Genomic DNA, 14,784 nt, shown 5'->3' on the forward strand with positions numbered 1-14,784 from the left:
AAGGCTGTTTTGCGTTTACATTTGATTATTGAAAAGGAGCGTCAGACATGGGCTATCAATCGGGCGATAAGGTGGAATGGGATTGGGGTGACGGAACGGCGACGGGCAAAGTCGACGAAACGCATCAATCTTCGATCACCCGCACAATCAAAGGAACCGAAGTTACCCGCAACGGATCAAGCGACGACCCCGCGCTCGAGATCAGTCAGGATGACGGGACCAAAGTACTCAAGCTGTCCTCGGAGGTGCGCAAAGCGTGAGTGCCGCAGCGCTTGTCTATTATCCCGATACCGAGCCCGGCTATGGCCGCCGCCGCTGTGGTCGGGGATTCAGCTATCTTGATCTGGACGGCACTCTTTTACGCGATGACGATATTCGCGAGCGGCTCAAATCCTTGGCTGTGCCTCCCGCTTACACCGACGTGTGGTACTGCCCCGATCCGCTCGGCCATTTGCAGGCGACAGGGCGCGATGCGAGGGCGCGCAAGCAATACCTCTACCATCCGGCGTGGACCGCGACCCAAGCGCGTGCAAAGTTCGACGGCCTTGCGGAATTTGGCGCCTGCCTGCCACGCCTGCGCCGCAGGTTGCAGCGCGATCTGGGCGCAGAGCCGGGCACACGCGATTATGCGCTTGCCGCAGCAGTCACACTGATAGATCGCACGGCCATGCGCTTGGGCAGTCCGCAGTACGCGGAAGAGAACGGCAGTTACGGCGCGCTGACCCTGCGCGAAAAACACCTTGATGTCGTGGGAAGTGAAATCAAACTGCACTACGATGCCAAAGGTGGCAAGGAAGTGCACCAGCAGATGAAAGATCCCAAGCTGGCAAGTATTCTGGAAGATATGACAGACCTGCCCGGCCGTACCGTGCTGACATGGGTGGATGATGCGGGGGCGGCGCAAACACTGACCTCGGGTGCATTGAACAGCTATATCGCCGAGGCCGCCGCGCTTGAGGGGGCCACGGCCAAATCGTTTCGCACATGGATCGGCAGTTGTGCCGCCTTCGCGGTCGCCTGCGACGGGTCTGCGACGATCACGCAAATGGCCGCTGCCGCCGCTGACGTCTTGCACAACACACCGACGATCGCGCGCAACAGCTATATTCACCCCGCCATCATTGATCTGGCAGGGCGGCCGGTGCCCGATTTCGAGCCTGTCACAACCAGCGGTTTGCGCGTGGCCGAGCAGCAGTTGCTCGGGTTTTTGCAAGATGTCTGAGCCTTCCTGCCGTCAGCGGCATTGGCACGTGACCCTTTGAAAGGATAAATTGTGGCTGACAAACGTGATCTGACTGCCGGACCAACGTGGCAAAAGCTCCTGCAACTGGCGGGGCCAATGGTTTTCGGCATTATCGCCGTCATCTCTGTTTCGTTGATTGACACATATTATGTCGGGCAATTGGGCACACAGGAATTGACCGCGCTCTCATTTACCTTTCCGGTGACGCTGACGGTTTCAAGCCTTGCAATCGGGCTTGGGGCAGGGGCGTCTTCTGTGGTGTCGCGCGCAGTCGGGGCAGGCGCGCGCGATGATGCCAAACGGCTGGCGACAGACAGCCTTGTGTTGGCACTGATTTTGGTCGTCGCTGTGGCTATCATCGGCTTTTTCCTGATCAATCCGCTGTTCACCCTGTTGGGGGCGACCGGCGAAACACTGGCGCTGATCGGGCGCTATATGCGCATCTGGTTTCTGGCGATCCCGCTGCTTGTGGTGCCGATTGTCGCCAATTCCATTGTCCGTGCGGTCGGGGATACGTTCTGGCCAAGTGTTGTGATGGTCAGCTCTGCTTTGACGAATATCGCGATCACACCTGTCTTTATCTTCGGGCTTGGGCCGGTCCCTGCATTTGGGATCGAGGGGGCCGCCATTGGCACCCTCGTTGCATGGCTGGTCACGGTGTTTGGTGCGTTCGCGCTTGTTGCGCTGCGCGAAGAGATGCTGGACCTGACGTGGCCCGCATTTTCCGTTCTGGCAAATTCATGGAAGCGTGTGCTTGCCGTTGGCCTGCCTGCATCGCTGGGAAACGCGGTCAATCCTATCGGGATCGCGGTTGTGACGTCGTTCATTGCGGCGTTCGGTGACGTTGTCGTTGCAGGTTTTGGTGTCGCCACGCGGATTGAATCGCTGGCGGTGATCCCCATGCTTGCCCTGTCGTCGGCCATCGGCCCGTTTGCGGGCCAGAACTGGGGGGCCGGTAAATGTGGCCGCGTGGCAGAAGCGCTGCGCTTTAGCTATATGGTCTGTGCCGTATGGGCCGGCGTTCTGGGTGTGTTTTTCTGGTTTGCCGCCGAACCGATCATCGGCGTTTTCTCGCAGGATGCAGAGGTTATCGGTGCGGCCACCACCTATCTGACCATCGTGCCGCTCAGCATTTGGGGCTACGGTGTTGTGATCATCAGCGCGGGTGCATTCAACGCCTTGGGGCGGTCGCATTACGGGTTGGGGCTCTACTTGGTGCGCACCGCCGTTCTTTATGTGCCGCTGTCGTTTGTTGCCGCACAGTTCGCCAGCTCTGACGCGGTGTTCTATGCCATTGCTGCGGCCAACGTATTGGCGGGCATCGCGGTGGGCGGCTTTGCGCTTTACTGGCTGTCCAACCACCCCGCACCTGAGCCCGCCACGGCCTGAACCGATGGAACCATTTCGTCAGGTGTTTGTTAATCCTGTAACATTCAGGAGACGGACAATGGCAACCGAGATCAAAAATATCTGGTACAATCCGGCAACCAGCGCATTCGAAGGCCGCATCGACATTACCCGCAAAGGTAAAGCGTTTCGCTACCCCTGCGCTGTAGAAGGCCCGATAGACATGTCACCCGACGAGGTGCAGGCGCGCATGGCAGCGCAGGCCAAGCGGATGTCCGACACCGATCCGGCCATTTTTTCCCACAGTTAAGCAAGCCACAAGACCGACAGGACGTTACCTATGGATACGATCATTTCCTGGGGTGAAAACCTCATGACAACCGAAATTTATGGCGGCAAGTCTTTCGCTGACTACCTGACGCTTGATGCTCTGATCAGCCTATTCGGGAACACGCTGGCTGCGGTGTTTATCATCGTGGTGGGCTTTGTGATTGCGGGCTTTGTCAGCCGGCGCATTCACGGTATTGGCGAAAACCATGCCAGCCTTGATGACACGTTGTTCGGATTTCTCGGCAACATCGCCCGCTATGTTGTGCTGGCTTTTACCGGGCTATTCGTTCTCAACACATTTGGCGTTGAAACCACTTCCGTGATCGCCGTGATCGGTGCCGCCGGTCTGGCCGTGGGGCTGGCCCTGCAGGGAACGCTCTCGAACCTTGCTGCAGGCATCATGATCGTGCTTTTCCGCCCGCTCAAACTGGGCGATTTTGTCGAGATCAACGACACGGTCGGCAACGTCAAGGACATCACGCTGAACTACACAGAGCTTGCCAACCTGACCAACGTCAAGGTGATCGTGCCCAACTCCGAGGTGTGGGGCAATACGATCAAGAACTACTCCGACTATTCCAAGCGCCGCGCGCAGTGGACCTTTGGTGTGGGCTATGGCGTGAACTTGAATGATGCAGAAAATGTGATCCGTGACACGATCATGGCCGATGCGCGGTCCCACAGCGACCCCGAGCCGTTTGTTCAGGTCAACAACCTCAACAGCAGCAGCGTCGATTTTCTGGTGCGTGTCTGGTGCGATAGCGATGTCTATTTCCAGTATCAGGCCGACATGAAGCGCAAGGTCAAAGAAGCGCTGGATGCCGCCGATATCAACATCCCGTTCCCCACACGGACCGTGGTGCATCGAAACCCCATGCTGGAGGTCGTCCAGGACGACGACAACCAGCGCCATGCAGCCGAATAGCACCGGCTGCTTTCACCCCGACCAACCCCGAAGGAGCATGACAATGGCAACGCCAGAACGCCCGCAATACCCCGAACTTGACGGATCGGAACAGCACCACGATCTGAAAAACGATCTCGGCAAGAAAGGTGATCCCGATCACACCAAGGACAAAGATCTGAACGACGACGCGCAGCAGCCCGACGGCGACTAGACGCATGGCACAGTCAGCATTTGTCAGCATCGTTATCGGTGCTGGCTGCAATCTTGCCCTGCATGACGGACACACCTGCCGATGAACACGTCGCGCAGGTTTTCGTCAATCCGCATGATGTGGGTGAGATGGCACAGGCGCGCAGTGGCCGCAAAGCTATCTGTCGGTCGCCTGATAAAGCGGGATGGTGGAGAGCGACATTTTTGCGCTGCCGTCCTGCACGTCGCGTGCATGTGCAACGTAGATCAGGGTCTGGTTTGTCGCGTCAAAAATGCGTTTGACGGACAGTGATTTCCAGATGATCGAGCGGCGCTCGGCAAAAATGCTCTCGCCCTCGTCGCTGCGGTCGATATCGCCGATACTGATCGGCCCGGTCTGGCGGCACGAAATCGCGGAGTTTGACGGGTTCTCGAACCAGTCACCTTTTTGCAAACGGTCAATCAGCCCGCGTTCGAAATACGCGACGTGACAGGTGACGCCCGCGACCTCGGGGTCGGCAAAGGCCGCGATCACGATATCATTGCCCAGCCAGTCGACATCGACATTGCCGACCTGTTCGGACATCGCGGGTGACGCAATCAGGAACGCGCTTATCAAGGCGGTCAGACGGAATTTGGCGGGCATGGGGTGTGTCTTTCGAAAAAAAGGGCCACAGGGGCCCGAGTAGAGGCAAGAGGGCAAGGCGTGATGCCTTGCCCTCAGGGGATTGTCAGTTAGCCTTCGTATTCCGGCTGCTGCTCAAGCGCGTCTTGCGAGGCGTCGATGTAGACACGAAATTCATCGCTGTCGCCCATCCGCATGATTGTCAGCTCGTTCAGCGATACCGCAACTTGGCGTTCGCCTAGACCAAGGAAACCGCCAACGTCGATGACTGCACGGTCAAGGGTGCCGTCGCTGGTCAACAGCAGTTTGCCGATCTCGCCGACCTCTTCATCGTTGACGCCCATCACGGGTGCACCGGTCAGATCTTCTGTTGTCAGCTCTTGGGGTGTGACGCGATCAAATCCGTCTACGGCAATGTCCGGTCCGGCCCATGCGCCCATTTGTTCACCGTCGCCCATCGTGTTGGTCAACTGGCTGTACTCATAGGCCGGGGCGTCCTGTACGCCGACTTCGGTCGCTTCGATCACGAGGAAAAAGTCGTTTGTATCGCCTTCTTCGTCGACAAAGCGCAGTTCAGACATATTGATGGCGACATCTTTTTCGCCAATGCCCAGAAAGCCACCGACGCCGACAATCACTGATTGTACTTCGCCGTCACGGGTCAACAAAATCTCGTTGATTTCACCGATGTCATCCCATTCGGTTTCGCCATCAGCGGGAATTGCCATGCCATTTGCGATGCTCGCTTCCGAGGCATAGACCCGCATCCCGACCATTTCGGTGGCATTGATGTTCATGGCTTCGTCAAACTGCATATCCGAAAATATGGATGTATGGTTGTCTGCATATGCGGCTGTTGTCAGTGCAAGTGCGGCGGCTGTTGTGCTGAGAAAGTTTTTCATAGTTTCCTCCTGGTTTGCGTGGTGCCGGACGTGCCGGCCTTGATGTTGGACCAACACCGCGCCTGTCAGAACGTTCCGCCGGTTTCGTCAAATCGGCGATAGATTGCCGTCGTTGAACCGACAGCGCCGTGAAAACGTTGGATTACTTATTGCCCTTCAAAAAAAGGATAAGTCTGCGAACATGTTGCGTTTGACAAATCATGGCGCAGTCAGCTTCGGCCCGATTAGCTGACCGACCTCAGCTATGTGGCGATTGGCGGCATCTGCGCGCGGCTATTCCTCTCTTTGGCGCGGTTCTTGCGGTATCGCTGTGTTGTGGATCAGGCGGTGATGGGCTGCGCGCCGACAAAGTCCCAGGCTTGGGTGATTTCATCGGCGTCAAAGGCGCGTGCCTCAACGGGGATCACTTTGTTCATCAGCGCAATCATCTTGGCTGCGCGATCTGGCGCACCCACGACCGCATAGCGTCCGACATGTTGCAGTGATCTGAACCGTGATTTGACGACGTCACTGTCAAAGATGCTGTCCCAGTCGCTGCCGGTGAATTTCGCCATATCAAGCAGCATGTTCACCTTGGGGTGTTTGTCAAAGGCATCATTCATGAATTTGGCCAGTGCCTCTGACGCGTCATCGTCGATGTGGCCGTGGATTTGAAATGCCAAAACAGTATCGTTGTCTGTGGGAATTTGCTGGATAGAACCGTGGTCGAAATGTGTCATAGCGACCTCGCGTTTTTCGGATTACGTGAGTAGGGCAAACCCGCAGATGCGGTCTTGGTTCCGCCGGCAAAGTTGCGCTATCGCGGCATAAAGCGGGGAAGAAAAACACAATGGGCCGCATAACGCGGCCCATCGGATAGCGGTCATTTCGGAGAAGCTTACAGATCGGCCTGCACGTCGCGGCTCTCTTCAGAGATCGCGGCACCTGCGTTCGAAATGTCTTCGCCGGCGCCCTGAACAGTTTCACAGGCTGCAAGTGTCATTGCAGACAGGGTCGCGATGATGAGGGTTGTAATACGCATGGCTCGGTTCCTTATGTTGGGTTCTTGGCGTTAGACGCCGCATGAAAGGGCAACGTGCCAAAAGCCCATTGGTTCCCGCGCATGTCTCTGAAAATCCTGAAATGTCGCTGATGAGCGAAGCCGGTTTTGCTTGCAACGCATGACCGCTTTTTGACAAATCAGCAAAGAAAGGGTGCTCAATCCTTTCCGTACGTGTCCCACAGGCTTCACCATGACCGAGATACTGGACGCCATAAACATTGCTATGACAGAAGCGGACTGATTTTCGCAGCTGATCTATGCGCTTGTCGCTGGCGCCCTTGGACTGGTATCCGGTGTTGGTCTGGGAATATTCGCAGTCATCTGCGCGATGTTCGCGGCAAGCAGGTTTATGGAATACCGCGGTGCAGGCGACCGACCGGATGCCGATTGACGTCTCGCCTGATGCGCTTTGCCGTTGGTGATGTGACGCGTCCCTGCCGTCTTTCTACACCTCTATAGAAATCAATCCCGGATTAAAGGGAACCGCGATGTTGTCTGCGCGTTGGTCACTCGGAACGAAATTCTGAAGGAGAAACCGATGACACATTCAAAAAACTTTCTTGCAACCCTTCTGGTCGCCGCACCCTTGGGCATGGCCGCATCTGGCGCATTGGCCGGTGGTCTGAGTGAGCCGGTCGCCGCACCAGCAGCAGTGATCGTGCCGGTGGCACCTGTCAGCACAGACTGGACAGGCTTCTACGCTGGTGCGCAACTGGGGTATGGCGACGTCGACAGCGATGACCTCGACAACGATACCAACGGCGCACTCTACGGTGTCCATGCAGGTTATCTGTATGACTTCGGCAGCCTCGTCGTCGGTGGGGAGATCGACTATGATGGTACGTCAATCACAGGTGAATCAGCCGGAGGCGACGTCGATTTCGATAGCGTGGCGCGCGCCAAGGTGCGCATGGGCTACGACGCTGGCAGCTGGTTGCCATATATCACCGCAGGCGTCGCCCAAGTGAATACCTCCGGCGGTCTGGACGCGGATGACACCGGCAACTTTGCAGGCCTCGGCATCGAATACAAAAGAGGCGACAATTGGCGTCTCGGCTGGGAAGTGCTGCACCACCAGTTCGAAGATTTCGACGGGAATGACGGTTTGGACATTGATGCGACAACCGCCGCCCTGCGTGTATCCTACGTCTTCTAGGCACGCATGAGATTGAAATGAACGAAAGGGGCCTGCTCTTTACAGGCCCCTTTCGATCACATTCCGTTTGACGTTGGGTAATACGCGGGACCGACGGAACCATCGGGCGCGCAACGGGTTTGTTTCATAACTTCATATGAAAGGTGCCGCGCATGACACAGATATCCACGACGAACCCCGCAACCGAAAAGACGATCGCAACCTATGATGTGATGACATCCGAGACAGCGTTCGACAAAGTCGAAAAATGCCATGCGGCCTTTCGCGACTGGCGCACCAAAAGCCACAAGGATCGCGCTCCCTACCTGCGCAAGATTGCGGCGGCGTTGCGTGACAATGCGGATGACTTTGCCACACTGATGACCGAAGAAACCGGCAAGCTGCTGCGTGACGGTCGGACCGAAGTGGCACTTTGCGCGCAGATCTTCGAATATACTGCAGACCACGGGCCGGACCTTCTGGCGGATGAAGAGCGCAAACACAGCGGCGGCGAAAAGCGCGGCTTGGTCAGCTATGCGCCAATCGGCGTGATCTACAGCATCCAGCCGTGGAACTTTCCAGTCTACCAGCCCGTGCGCGTGCTCGCGGCGAACCTGATGGCTGGCAACGGCGTCATCCTTAAACATGCGTCGATCTGTACGGGTAGTGGCCTAATGCTGCGCGATATCTGCCTGAAGGCCGGACTGCCTGAAGGGTTGTTCGATGTTGTGATCGTGGATCACGATACGTCCGACGCGATTATCGAACATAAACATATCCGTGGCGTCACCATGACAGGCAGTGACGGCGGCGGGCGCCATATCGGTCAGGTCGCCACCAAGAACCTGAAGAAATCCGTCCTCGAACTGGGATCAAATGACGCCTATCTGGTGCTTGAGGACGCCGATATCGAACTGGCGGTGAAAACCTGCGTTCAGGGACGGTTGTACAACAACGGCGAAACATGCGTCTCTGCCAAACGTTTCATCGTGACGGACGCCGTCTATGACGCCTTCACCAGCGCCTTTGTCGCACAGATGAAAGCCATCCGTCTGGGTGATCCGAAAGATGACGACACCCAGCTGGGGCCGCTGTCGAGCGCCGAACAGTTCGACACCATTTGCGAACAGGTCACAAAAAGCGTCGATGGCGGCGCAGAGGTATTGTGCGGCGGGTCCGCACCGGACCGCACCGGCCATTATTACCCCGCCACCGTGCTTGTGAACTGCCAACCGGGCACAGCGGCCTATGACGATGAAATCTTCGGCCCGGTCGCGGCCATCATCAGGGCGAAAGACGATGACGACGCCATGCGGATCGCAAATGACAGCCGTTACGGACTGGGCGGCGGTATCTTCAGCAAGGACGAGGACAAGGCGTTGCGCCTTGCACGGGACCACTTTGATACCGGTATGGTGCGTATCAATTCCTTTGGCACGGCTGATCCGAACATGCCGTTCGGTGGCGTCAAGGATTCCGGTTTTGGGCGCGAACACGGCGGTTTCGGGATGAAGGAATTCGTCAATACCAAAGCAATCTATTTGCCCTGAAGCGCCATTTGACCACCACACACCGCCAACATGTTCTGAAAGAAAGCTGATCTGATGATTAAAGTGCATTGTCTTGTTTGTTCCCGCGCCATCCGTCTGATCTGGTTATTGGAAGATCTGGGGCAACCCTATGACCTGATCTCCTATGACCGCACTGACAGGTTTCGCGCGCCGGATGCCTTGCGGGACGTACACCCATTGGGCAAATCACCTGTCATCGAAGACGGTGATTTGAAACTTGCGGAATCCGCCACCTGCCTGCGCTACATCACCGACAAATTCGCGGACGAGACGCACCGACCGGACCCACATACGACGGAATTCATCCGCCATGAAGAACTGCTCGACTATGTCGAAAGCAGCTTTGCGGGTGCTTGCATGGCTGTTCTTCTGCCCGCGATGCAAAGGGGCGATCCGCCAGACGATGCGCGCCAAACGCTGCAAATGCACCTTGATTATTTGGCAAGCCACCTGCCTGCGACCGGATTGCTCTTTGGCGATCAGGCTTACATGGCGGACATCCAGTTTTCATATCTTTTGGCGAACCTTGATGCCCTAGGGTTTCTGGATGCCGCGCCAAGGGTCAAAACCTACTGGGATGACCTGCAAAAGCAGCCCGGTTATCTAGCCGCAACGCAAGCCGCAGGTCCAATGGCACCGAAGCACTAGGTCGAAACCGACACTTGCCGACCCCAACCGAAAGGAAATAACTATGAAAATCCTCGTCGCCGGAGCGACCGGAAAAACCGGAACGCGTCTTATGAACGAACTTGTCGCGCGGGGTCACGATACTGTGGCCTTGGTCCGCGACAGCTCTGACACCAGTCAACTGCCAGTGCAGGCCGAACAGCGCAAAGGTGATCTTGCCAAGTTGCAGGATGGTGTTTGCGAAGGCTGCGATGCCGTTATTTTTGCGGCAGGGTCGGGTGGCGATACCAGCGCGGAAATGACCGACAAGATTGACCGCGACGGGGCGATTGCCTTGATCGACCAAGCCGCAAAATCAGGCGTGTCCCGGTTTGTCATGCTCAGCAGCGTGGGCGCGGAAAACCCTGATCCCGACACGGAGATGGGCCATTACCTGCAAGCCAAACATGACGCAGACGAACATCTCAAGGCGTCCGGCCTGCCATACGCCATTTTGCGCCCCGTCGCTCTGACGGACGATGATGGCGAAGGTGCCATGGTTTTCGGTGATGACGTTGACCCCAAAGCCAAGGCAGCGCGCGGTGACGTGGCCAAAGCCCTGGCAGATGCCGCCATGAGCGCGGAATGGGCGGGCAAAACCCTGCTGATGCAGTCTGCCTGATCGTGGACACAGCGATCACAGCAACTACACCCGTCACGACCGGAACGACCGGTCGTGACGCATCGTTCAAGTCGCAGAAAACTTTGGCATCCTACTTGAAATCCACAGCCACCGCGACGACCTGACCCAGTCTGCGGGCGCGTGTTCCGCAGACGCATGACACCCCGAATACCGAACAAAAGGACGACCCTTATGAAAGCCGCTATTATCCGCGACTACGAAACCGAAATCGAAATCGCCGAAATCGACGCACCTGCGCTGAGCGACGACTCCGTTCTGATCAAGGTGCATGCCGCAAGCATCAACCCCATCGACTACATCCTGCAGTCAGGCGTGATGAAAGATAACATTCCGTTGGAATTTCCCCATGTCATGGGCTTCGATGTCGCTGGCGAAATCACCGAGATCGGCAAAGATGTGACCGGCTTTCACGTTGGCGACGCGGTCTATGCCCGTGCCAACCAGCAAGATGCAGGCGCCATCGCACAGATTGCGCGTCTCAAAGCCAGTGAAATGGCCCTGCAACCCGCCAATATCAGCCATGCAGAGGCCGCATCCGTCCCCTTGGCCGGTCTGACGGCTTGGCAGGCCCTGATCACCAAAGCAAAGATGAAAAAAGGCGACAAGGTGCTGATCCATGCCGGTTCGGGCGGTGTCGGGACCTTGGCCATTCAGATCGCGAAATATTTTGGTGCTCATGTGGCGACCACATGCAGCGCGCGCAACGCTGATCTTGTCCGTGATCTTGGGGCGGACGTCGTGATTGATTACAAGAACCAGGCCTTCGAAGACGAATTGTCAGACTATGACATCGTGTTTGATATGATTGGGGGCGAGACGCTCAACCGGTCGTTCAAGGTTCTCAAGAAAGGCGGCACGCTGGTGTCGATCAAAGGGCAGGATACCGATAATCTTGCGCCCGATTACGGTGTCCGGTTCGAGTGGTTCTTTATGGAACCCGACGGTGCGATGCTGGCCGACCTTGGCAAGCTGATTGCGGACGGGCATGTCAAAACGGTCATTGATAGCAGCTATAAAATGGAAGATGTGGCCGCTGCTTATGCGTCTTTGAAAGACGGCCATGCCGTCGGAAAAATCGTCATTACGATTCCCCAATAATGCGCTGTCCAGCGTAAAAACCGGAAAGCCTGTCCCTGCAAGGGACAGGCTTTCCACGCAGCAGGATACAGGGCAGAGAAATTATTTCAGAATTTAACATGACTACGCTTATGCATCTTCGTCGCGGCAGAGCGACACCTCCCCTATCCTGCTTTTCAGCAACATAGCAGCCGGCATTGTCACCGCTTCGCGTTAGCTGCTCTTTTCTGCTTCGGCGATCATGCGAACCAAGTCATCGAAATTGATTGGCTTGGTCAGAATTTGACTGCTGCGCAAATCTTCGGGCAGCGAGGATGCATCGTTGCCCGAGACAAAAGCAAATGGCACGCCCTGCGCGCGCAGCTCTCTTGCCAGATCGAAACTCGTATCTGTCCTGAGATGCATATCAAGGAATGCAAATGATGGCGGTTGCTGCGCCAGTATGCTCTGGGCATCCGCTACAGTTGTGGCACAAACGGCGTCAAATCCGCGATCAGTCAGCTCATCCTCAAGGTCCATCGCAATGAGCGGGTCGTCTTCAACAATCAATATCGTCATTCAAGATCCATCAATATTTCGCACGAAAGCCCCTTTGGATCATAATCAATCACCGCAGTGTCGCCCTTGGGTGCAAGGCTTCGTTCGATCAGCCGACTACCAAACCCCTTGCGGGTTGGCATCTTTACTTCAGGTCCGCCACGTTCACACCATGACATGAACAGCCTCTTTTTGCCCTCATCGACCGCGACATGCCAAGATACTGTCACGGTTCCGGCTTCAGACGACAACGCACCATACTTTGCCGCATTCGTCGCCAGCTCGTGCAAAACCAGTCCCAGCGCGTGCGCGACATCTCCGGGCAGGTGAATATTCGCGCCTTCCACGACAAGTTGTTTATCGTCTGCGGCATATTGCAGGACCTGTCCCTGCAGGAGGGCCTTGATCGGAACCACGTCATGATCGAACTGGACCAGCAGATCGTGCGACGCAGCGATGGCGCGCAGGCGTGCGTTAAACGACGACCGAAAGCCGTCTATCGTCTCGGCGGCCCGGACGGATTGCCCCGCGATTGACTGGATCGTTGCCAAGGTATTCTTGACCCTGTGGCTCAGCTCCCTGATCAAAAGCTCTCGGTGCGATTCTGCGGCCTTGCGTTCGCTGATGTCGACACCGGACGGAATAAGCTCGACGACCTCTCCGGCAGCATTCAATACCGGCGCGATCTGAAAATCGATCCAGAGCCGCCGGTCACCCACAACCTGAATTTGAACGTCATACCGGATCCGTTCGCCATTGGCCGCTGTGGCAATTGCCTGTTTCAGCTGATCTTTCGTCGCCTGACCGACATCCCACCAGAAGCAATCCCAAAAAGGGCGACCGATCACTTGCTCACGGTCCCCTCCGGCCGCGGCGATGGCAGGTTCATTCGCCTCTAACAAGATCCCGTCAACAGAGAGAACACCGACAAAGGCGAGCACACCGTCGATCAGGTTTTTGAGCCTTTCCTCACCTGCGCGCGCCTCCGAGATGTCCGCAAATGACAGCGCCAATCCATCGCCGGACTTGGTGGCAGTGGTTCGGAACCAAGCCGTGATGCCGCCATGATCGTAGCGAAATTCATTCTGCCATGTCTTGCCGGTTTCCAAGACATTTACGTAAGCGTCAAACAGGCCTTCGTCCCTGTTTCCTGGCATCTCGACCAACAGACGCTTACCGGGCAGCGTTGCGGGATCGCGACCGATGATCTTGCCCGCCGCCCTATTGGCAAAGGTCCATTCAAGGTCGACAATATCGCCAGCGTCTCCCCTGACAGGGGAAAACATCATGAAGCCATCGGGAGTGACCTCATGAAATGCCAGAAAAGCGCTTTTTGCGAAAACGCCGCCATGCTCCGCTAGGCCTGTGTCAACGGTCTGGGTCACTGGTTTCCCCTGTAGCTGGCGCTGAAGTCAGTAGAATTATTGTTTTACCATGCGCGTGACCGAGTCAATCTCACACATCCATGAACGGACGCGCCGGATGTGTCGGCATGGAAAACCTGAAGACTGTTTGTACGCTATCGGAGTTCACCGTCATTTCGCCACCATGCGCTTTTGCGATCTGCGACACGATGAAAAGCCCAAGGCCAAGCCCCTTTTTATGTTCACCGGGGTCGGCAGAATAGAATGGCTCGAAAATGGCACCCAGCTTGTCTGCCGGTATGGGCTCACCTGCATTCGCCACGCGCAGGTCGAGCCTTCCATTCTCTTCGCTCAGACGAACGTCGATTGCAGTGTCGGGGTCACCATGCGCGATCGCATTGCCCAAGAGGTTTGAGACGAGCTGTGTCAGACGCATCCGATCACCCGGGACTGTTCCGGTGAAAGTCAGATGTCGGTTGATCGTCCTGTCTGGGTTCGCCAAGGCAATCTCGTCAATGGCATCGCTCAATAGTTCGACCGGATCCAGCTGTTCGGATGTGGTTAGTTCAAGGCCGCTGCCAAGCTTTGATCTGGCAAAATCCATGATGTCGGCAATCAGCGCGGCCATGCGGTCTACGCAACCGTTAATGGCCGTGATCATCTCGGATGTGCGCTCGGATTGTTCTTCACGCCCCATGATACTGACGGCGGAACGGATCGCAGCGAGCGGGTTGCGCAGATCATGCCCCAAAACCGCAACAAACTGTTCTCGAAGCAATGCCTCTTGTTCCCTGGAACGCAGTGATGCGGCATTCTTCTTGGCGACAGTGATGTCGCGTGCACTGCAGAAATAGCTGCTACCTTCGGGCACAGCGTTCCAAGACAACCAGCGATAGGTGCCGTCCTTATGCCTGTAGCGGTTCTCGAAATCGAGGATCGGTTTGCCGGCCTTTATTTCACTGAATGCCGCAGCGTTTTCGGCGATATCGTCGGGATGAAGAAAGTCATAAAAGGTCCTGCTTTGGACCTCTTCTCTTTCCCACCCAAGCGTGTGCTGCCATGATGGATTTGTTTCAATAAAAACACCGTTGTTATCCAATATGCCCAACAGGTCGGGGGTCACGTTCCACGTCAAACTGTGGATTTCAACCGGCGAATTCATATCATCGACACCTCTCTCTACCGACGGCTTTATAAACGGATAAT

Annotated in this window: 18 protein-coding genes; 11 read left to right on the plus strand and 7 right to left on the minus strand. The window is 56.4% G+C overall.

Annotated elements, in window-relative coordinates:
* The first annotated feature begins 47 nt into the window (after positions 1-47).
* The 6 genes from B0B09_RS15050 to B0B09_RS18035 are packed head-to-tail and all read left to right on the plus strand — an operon-like array spanning position 48 to position 4,038.
* The gene (locus B0B09_RS15050) at positions 48-260 is read left to right on the plus strand and encodes a hypervirulence associated TUDOR domain-containing protein (RefSeq protein ID WP_076660769.1); all 213 of its coding nucleotides are present in this window, start codon (positions 48-50) and stop codon (positions 258-260) included.
* Positions 257-1,222, plus strand: coding sequence for a DNA topoisomerase IB (locus B0B09_RS15055; protein WP_076660770.1), 966 nt, complete (start codon positions 257-259; stop codon positions 1,220-1,222). Before B0B09_RS15050 ends, B0B09_RS15055 begins: the two co-directional genes overlap by 4 nt.
* A gap of 51 nt (positions 1,223-1,273) precedes the next feature.
* Positions 1,274-2,632 (plus strand): MATE family efflux transporter, encoded by a 1,359-nt coding sequence (locus B0B09_RS15060; RefSeq protein ID WP_076660771.1) that lies wholly within the window; start codon positions 1,274-1,276, stop codon positions 2,630-2,632.
* Positions 2,633-2,690: 58 nt separating this feature from the next.
* Complete coding sequence (locus B0B09_RS15065) at positions 2,691-2,900, plus strand: orotidine 5'-phosphate decarboxylase (RefSeq protein ID WP_076660772.1); 210 nt, start codon at positions 2,691-2,693, stop codon at positions 2,898-2,900.
* A gap of 30 nt (positions 2,901-2,930) precedes the next feature.
* A complete protein-coding gene (locus B0B09_RS15070) occupies positions 2,931-3,845 on the plus strand; it encodes a mechanosensitive ion channel family protein (protein WP_076660773.1) in 915 nt (304 codons plus the stop codon).
* A gap of 43 nt (positions 3,846-3,888) precedes the next feature.
* The gene (locus tag B0B09_RS18035) at positions 3,889-4,038 is read left to right on the plus strand and encodes a hypothetical protein (RefSeq protein WP_165689343.1); all 150 of its coding nucleotides are present in this window, start codon (positions 3,889-3,891) and stop codon (positions 4,036-4,038) included.
* Positions 4,039-4,194: 156 nt separating this feature from the next.
* On the opposite strand, the gene B0B09_RS15075 is transcribed toward B0B09_RS18035, so the two are convergent.
* The 4 genes from B0B09_RS15075 to B0B09_RS15090 form a co-directional block, all read right to left on the minus strand.
* Complete coding sequence (locus tag B0B09_RS15075) at positions 4,195-4,662, minus strand: CreA family protein (RefSeq protein WP_076660774.1); 468 nt, start codon at positions 4,660-4,662, stop codon at positions 4,195-4,197.
* An 89-nt stretch (positions 4,663-4,751) separates the two neighbouring features.
* Positions 4,752-5,543 (minus strand): PRC-barrel domain-containing protein, encoded by a 792-nt coding sequence (locus tag B0B09_RS15080; RefSeq protein WP_076660775.1) that lies wholly within the window; start codon positions 5,541-5,543, stop codon positions 4,752-4,754.
* Positions 5,544-5,863: 320 nt separating this feature from the next.
* A complete protein-coding gene (locus B0B09_RS15085; RefSeq protein WP_076660776.1) occupies positions 5,864-6,262 on the minus strand; it encodes a SpoIIAA family protein in 399 nt (132 codons plus the stop codon).
* Positions 6,263-6,420: 158 nt separating this feature from the next.
* Positions 6,421-6,564 (minus strand): entericidin A/B family lipoprotein, encoded by a 144-nt coding sequence (locus B0B09_RS15090; protein ID WP_076660777.1) that lies wholly within the window; start codon positions 6,562-6,564, stop codon positions 6,421-6,423.
* Positions 6,565-7,123: 559 nt separating this feature from the next.
* Between B0B09_RS15090 and B0B09_RS15095 the strand changes: the two genes are divergently transcribed.
* The 5 genes from B0B09_RS15095 to B0B09_RS15115 all read left to right on the plus strand — a co-directional run bounded on the left by B0B09_RS15095 (position 7,124) and on the right by B0B09_RS15115 (position 11,698).
* Positions 7,124-7,741, plus strand: coding sequence for an outer membrane protein (locus tag B0B09_RS15095; RefSeq protein WP_076660778.1), 618 nt, complete (start codon positions 7,124-7,126; stop codon positions 7,739-7,741).
* A 152-nt stretch (positions 7,742-7,893) separates the two neighbouring features.
* The gene (locus B0B09_RS15100; RefSeq protein ID WP_076660779.1) at positions 7,894-9,270 is read left to right on the plus strand and encodes an NAD-dependent succinate-semialdehyde dehydrogenase; all 1,377 of its coding nucleotides are present in this window, start codon (positions 7,894-7,896) and stop codon (positions 9,268-9,270) included.
* A 54-nt stretch (positions 9,271-9,324) separates the two neighbouring features.
* Positions 9,325-9,939, plus strand: a complete 615-nt coding sequence (locus tag B0B09_RS15105; RefSeq protein WP_076660780.1) for a glutathione S-transferase family protein — start codon at positions 9,325-9,327, stop codon at positions 9,937-9,939.
* Positions 9,940-9,982: 43 nt separating this feature from the next.
* Positions 9,983-10,579 (plus strand): SDR family oxidoreductase, encoded by a 597-nt coding sequence (locus B0B09_RS15110; RefSeq protein ID WP_076660781.1) that lies wholly within the window; start codon positions 9,983-9,985, stop codon positions 10,577-10,579.
* A 192-nt stretch (positions 10,580-10,771) separates the two neighbouring features.
* Entirely contained in the window at positions 10,772-11,698 is a 927-nt protein-coding gene (locus B0B09_RS15115; RefSeq protein WP_076660782.1) for an NADP-dependent oxidoreductase, read from the plus strand.
* 192 nt (positions 11,699-11,890) lie between these two features.
* On the opposite strand, the gene B0B09_RS15120 is transcribed toward B0B09_RS15115, so the two are convergent.
* The 3 genes from B0B09_RS15120 to B0B09_RS15130 all read right to left on the minus strand — a co-directional run bounded on the left by B0B09_RS15120 (position 11,891) and on the right by B0B09_RS15130 (position 14,740).
* A complete protein-coding gene (locus tag B0B09_RS15120; RefSeq protein WP_076660783.1) occupies positions 11,891-12,235 on the minus strand; it encodes a response regulator in 345 nt (114 codons plus the stop codon).
* A complete protein-coding gene (locus B0B09_RS15125; protein ID WP_076660784.1) occupies positions 12,232-13,599 on the minus strand; it encodes a sensor histidine kinase in 1,368 nt (455 codons plus the stop codon). Before B0B09_RS15125 ends, B0B09_RS15120 begins: the two co-directional genes overlap by 4 nt.
* Positions 13,600-13,669: 70 nt before the next feature.
* Positions 13,670-14,740 (minus strand): sensor histidine kinase, encoded by a 1,071-nt coding sequence (locus B0B09_RS15130; protein ID WP_076660785.1) that lies wholly within the window; start codon positions 14,738-14,740, stop codon positions 13,670-13,672.
* Positions 14,741-14,784: the final 44 nt, after the last annotated feature.

The organism is Yoonia rosea, assembly GCF_900156505.1.
Taxonomy (GTDB): domain Bacteria; phylum Pseudomonadota; class Alphaproteobacteria; order Rhodobacterales; family Rhodobacteraceae; genus Yoonia; species Yoonia rosea.

Coding starts and splice junctions, on each gene's coding strand:
- B0B09_RS15100 (WP_076660779.1), top strand. CDS start 7,894: ATGACACAGATATCCACGACGAACCCCGCAACCGAAAAGACGATCGCA.
- B0B09_RS15070 (WP_076660773.1), top strand. CDS start 2,931: ATGGATACGATCATTTCCTGGGGTGAAAACCTCATGACAACCGAAATT.
- B0B09_RS15090 (WP_076660777.1), bottom strand. CDS start 6,564: ATGCGTATTACAACCCTCATCATCGCGACCCTGTCTGCAATGACACTT.
- B0B09_RS15065 (WP_076660772.1), top strand. CDS start 2,691: ATGGCAACCGAGATCAAAAATATCTGGTACAATCCGGCAACCAGCGCA.
- B0B09_RS15050 (WP_076660769.1), top strand. CDS start 48: ATGGGCTATCAATCGGGCGATAAGGTGGAATGGGATTGGGGTGACGGA.
- B0B09_RS18035 (WP_165689343.1), top strand. CDS start 3,889: ATGGCAACGCCAGAACGCCCGCAATACCCCGAACTTGACGGATCGGAA.
- B0B09_RS15110 (WP_076660781.1), top strand. CDS start 9,983: ATGAAAATCCTCGTCGCCGGAGCGACCGGAAAAACCGGAACGCGTCTT.
- B0B09_RS15105 (WP_076660780.1), top strand. CDS start 9,325: ATGATTAAAGTGCATTGTCTTGTTTGTTCCCGCGCCATCCGTCTGATC.
- B0B09_RS15120 (WP_076660783.1), bottom strand. CDS start 12,235: ATGACGATATTGATTGTTGAAGACGACCCGCTCATTGCGATGGACCTT.
- B0B09_RS15075 (WP_076660774.1), bottom strand. CDS start 4,662: ATGCCCGCCAAATTCCGTCTGACCGCCTTGATAAGCGCGTTCCTGATT.
- B0B09_RS15085 (WP_076660776.1), bottom strand. CDS start 6,262: ATGACACATTTCGACCACGGTTCTATCCAGCAAATTCCCACAGACAAC.
- B0B09_RS15080 (WP_076660775.1), bottom strand. CDS start 5,543: ATGAAAAACTTTCTCAGCACAACAGCCGCCGCACTTGCACTGACAACA.
- B0B09_RS15095 (WP_076660778.1), top strand. CDS start 7,124: ATGACACATTCAAAAAACTTTCTTGCAACCCTTCTGGTCGCCGCACCC.
- B0B09_RS15115 (WP_076660782.1), top strand. CDS start 10,772: ATGAAAGCCGCTATTATCCGCGACTACGAAACCGAAATCGAAATCGCC.
- B0B09_RS15130 (WP_076660785.1), bottom strand. CDS start 14,740: ATGAATTCGCCGGTTGAAATCCACAGTTTGACGTGGAACGTGACCCCC.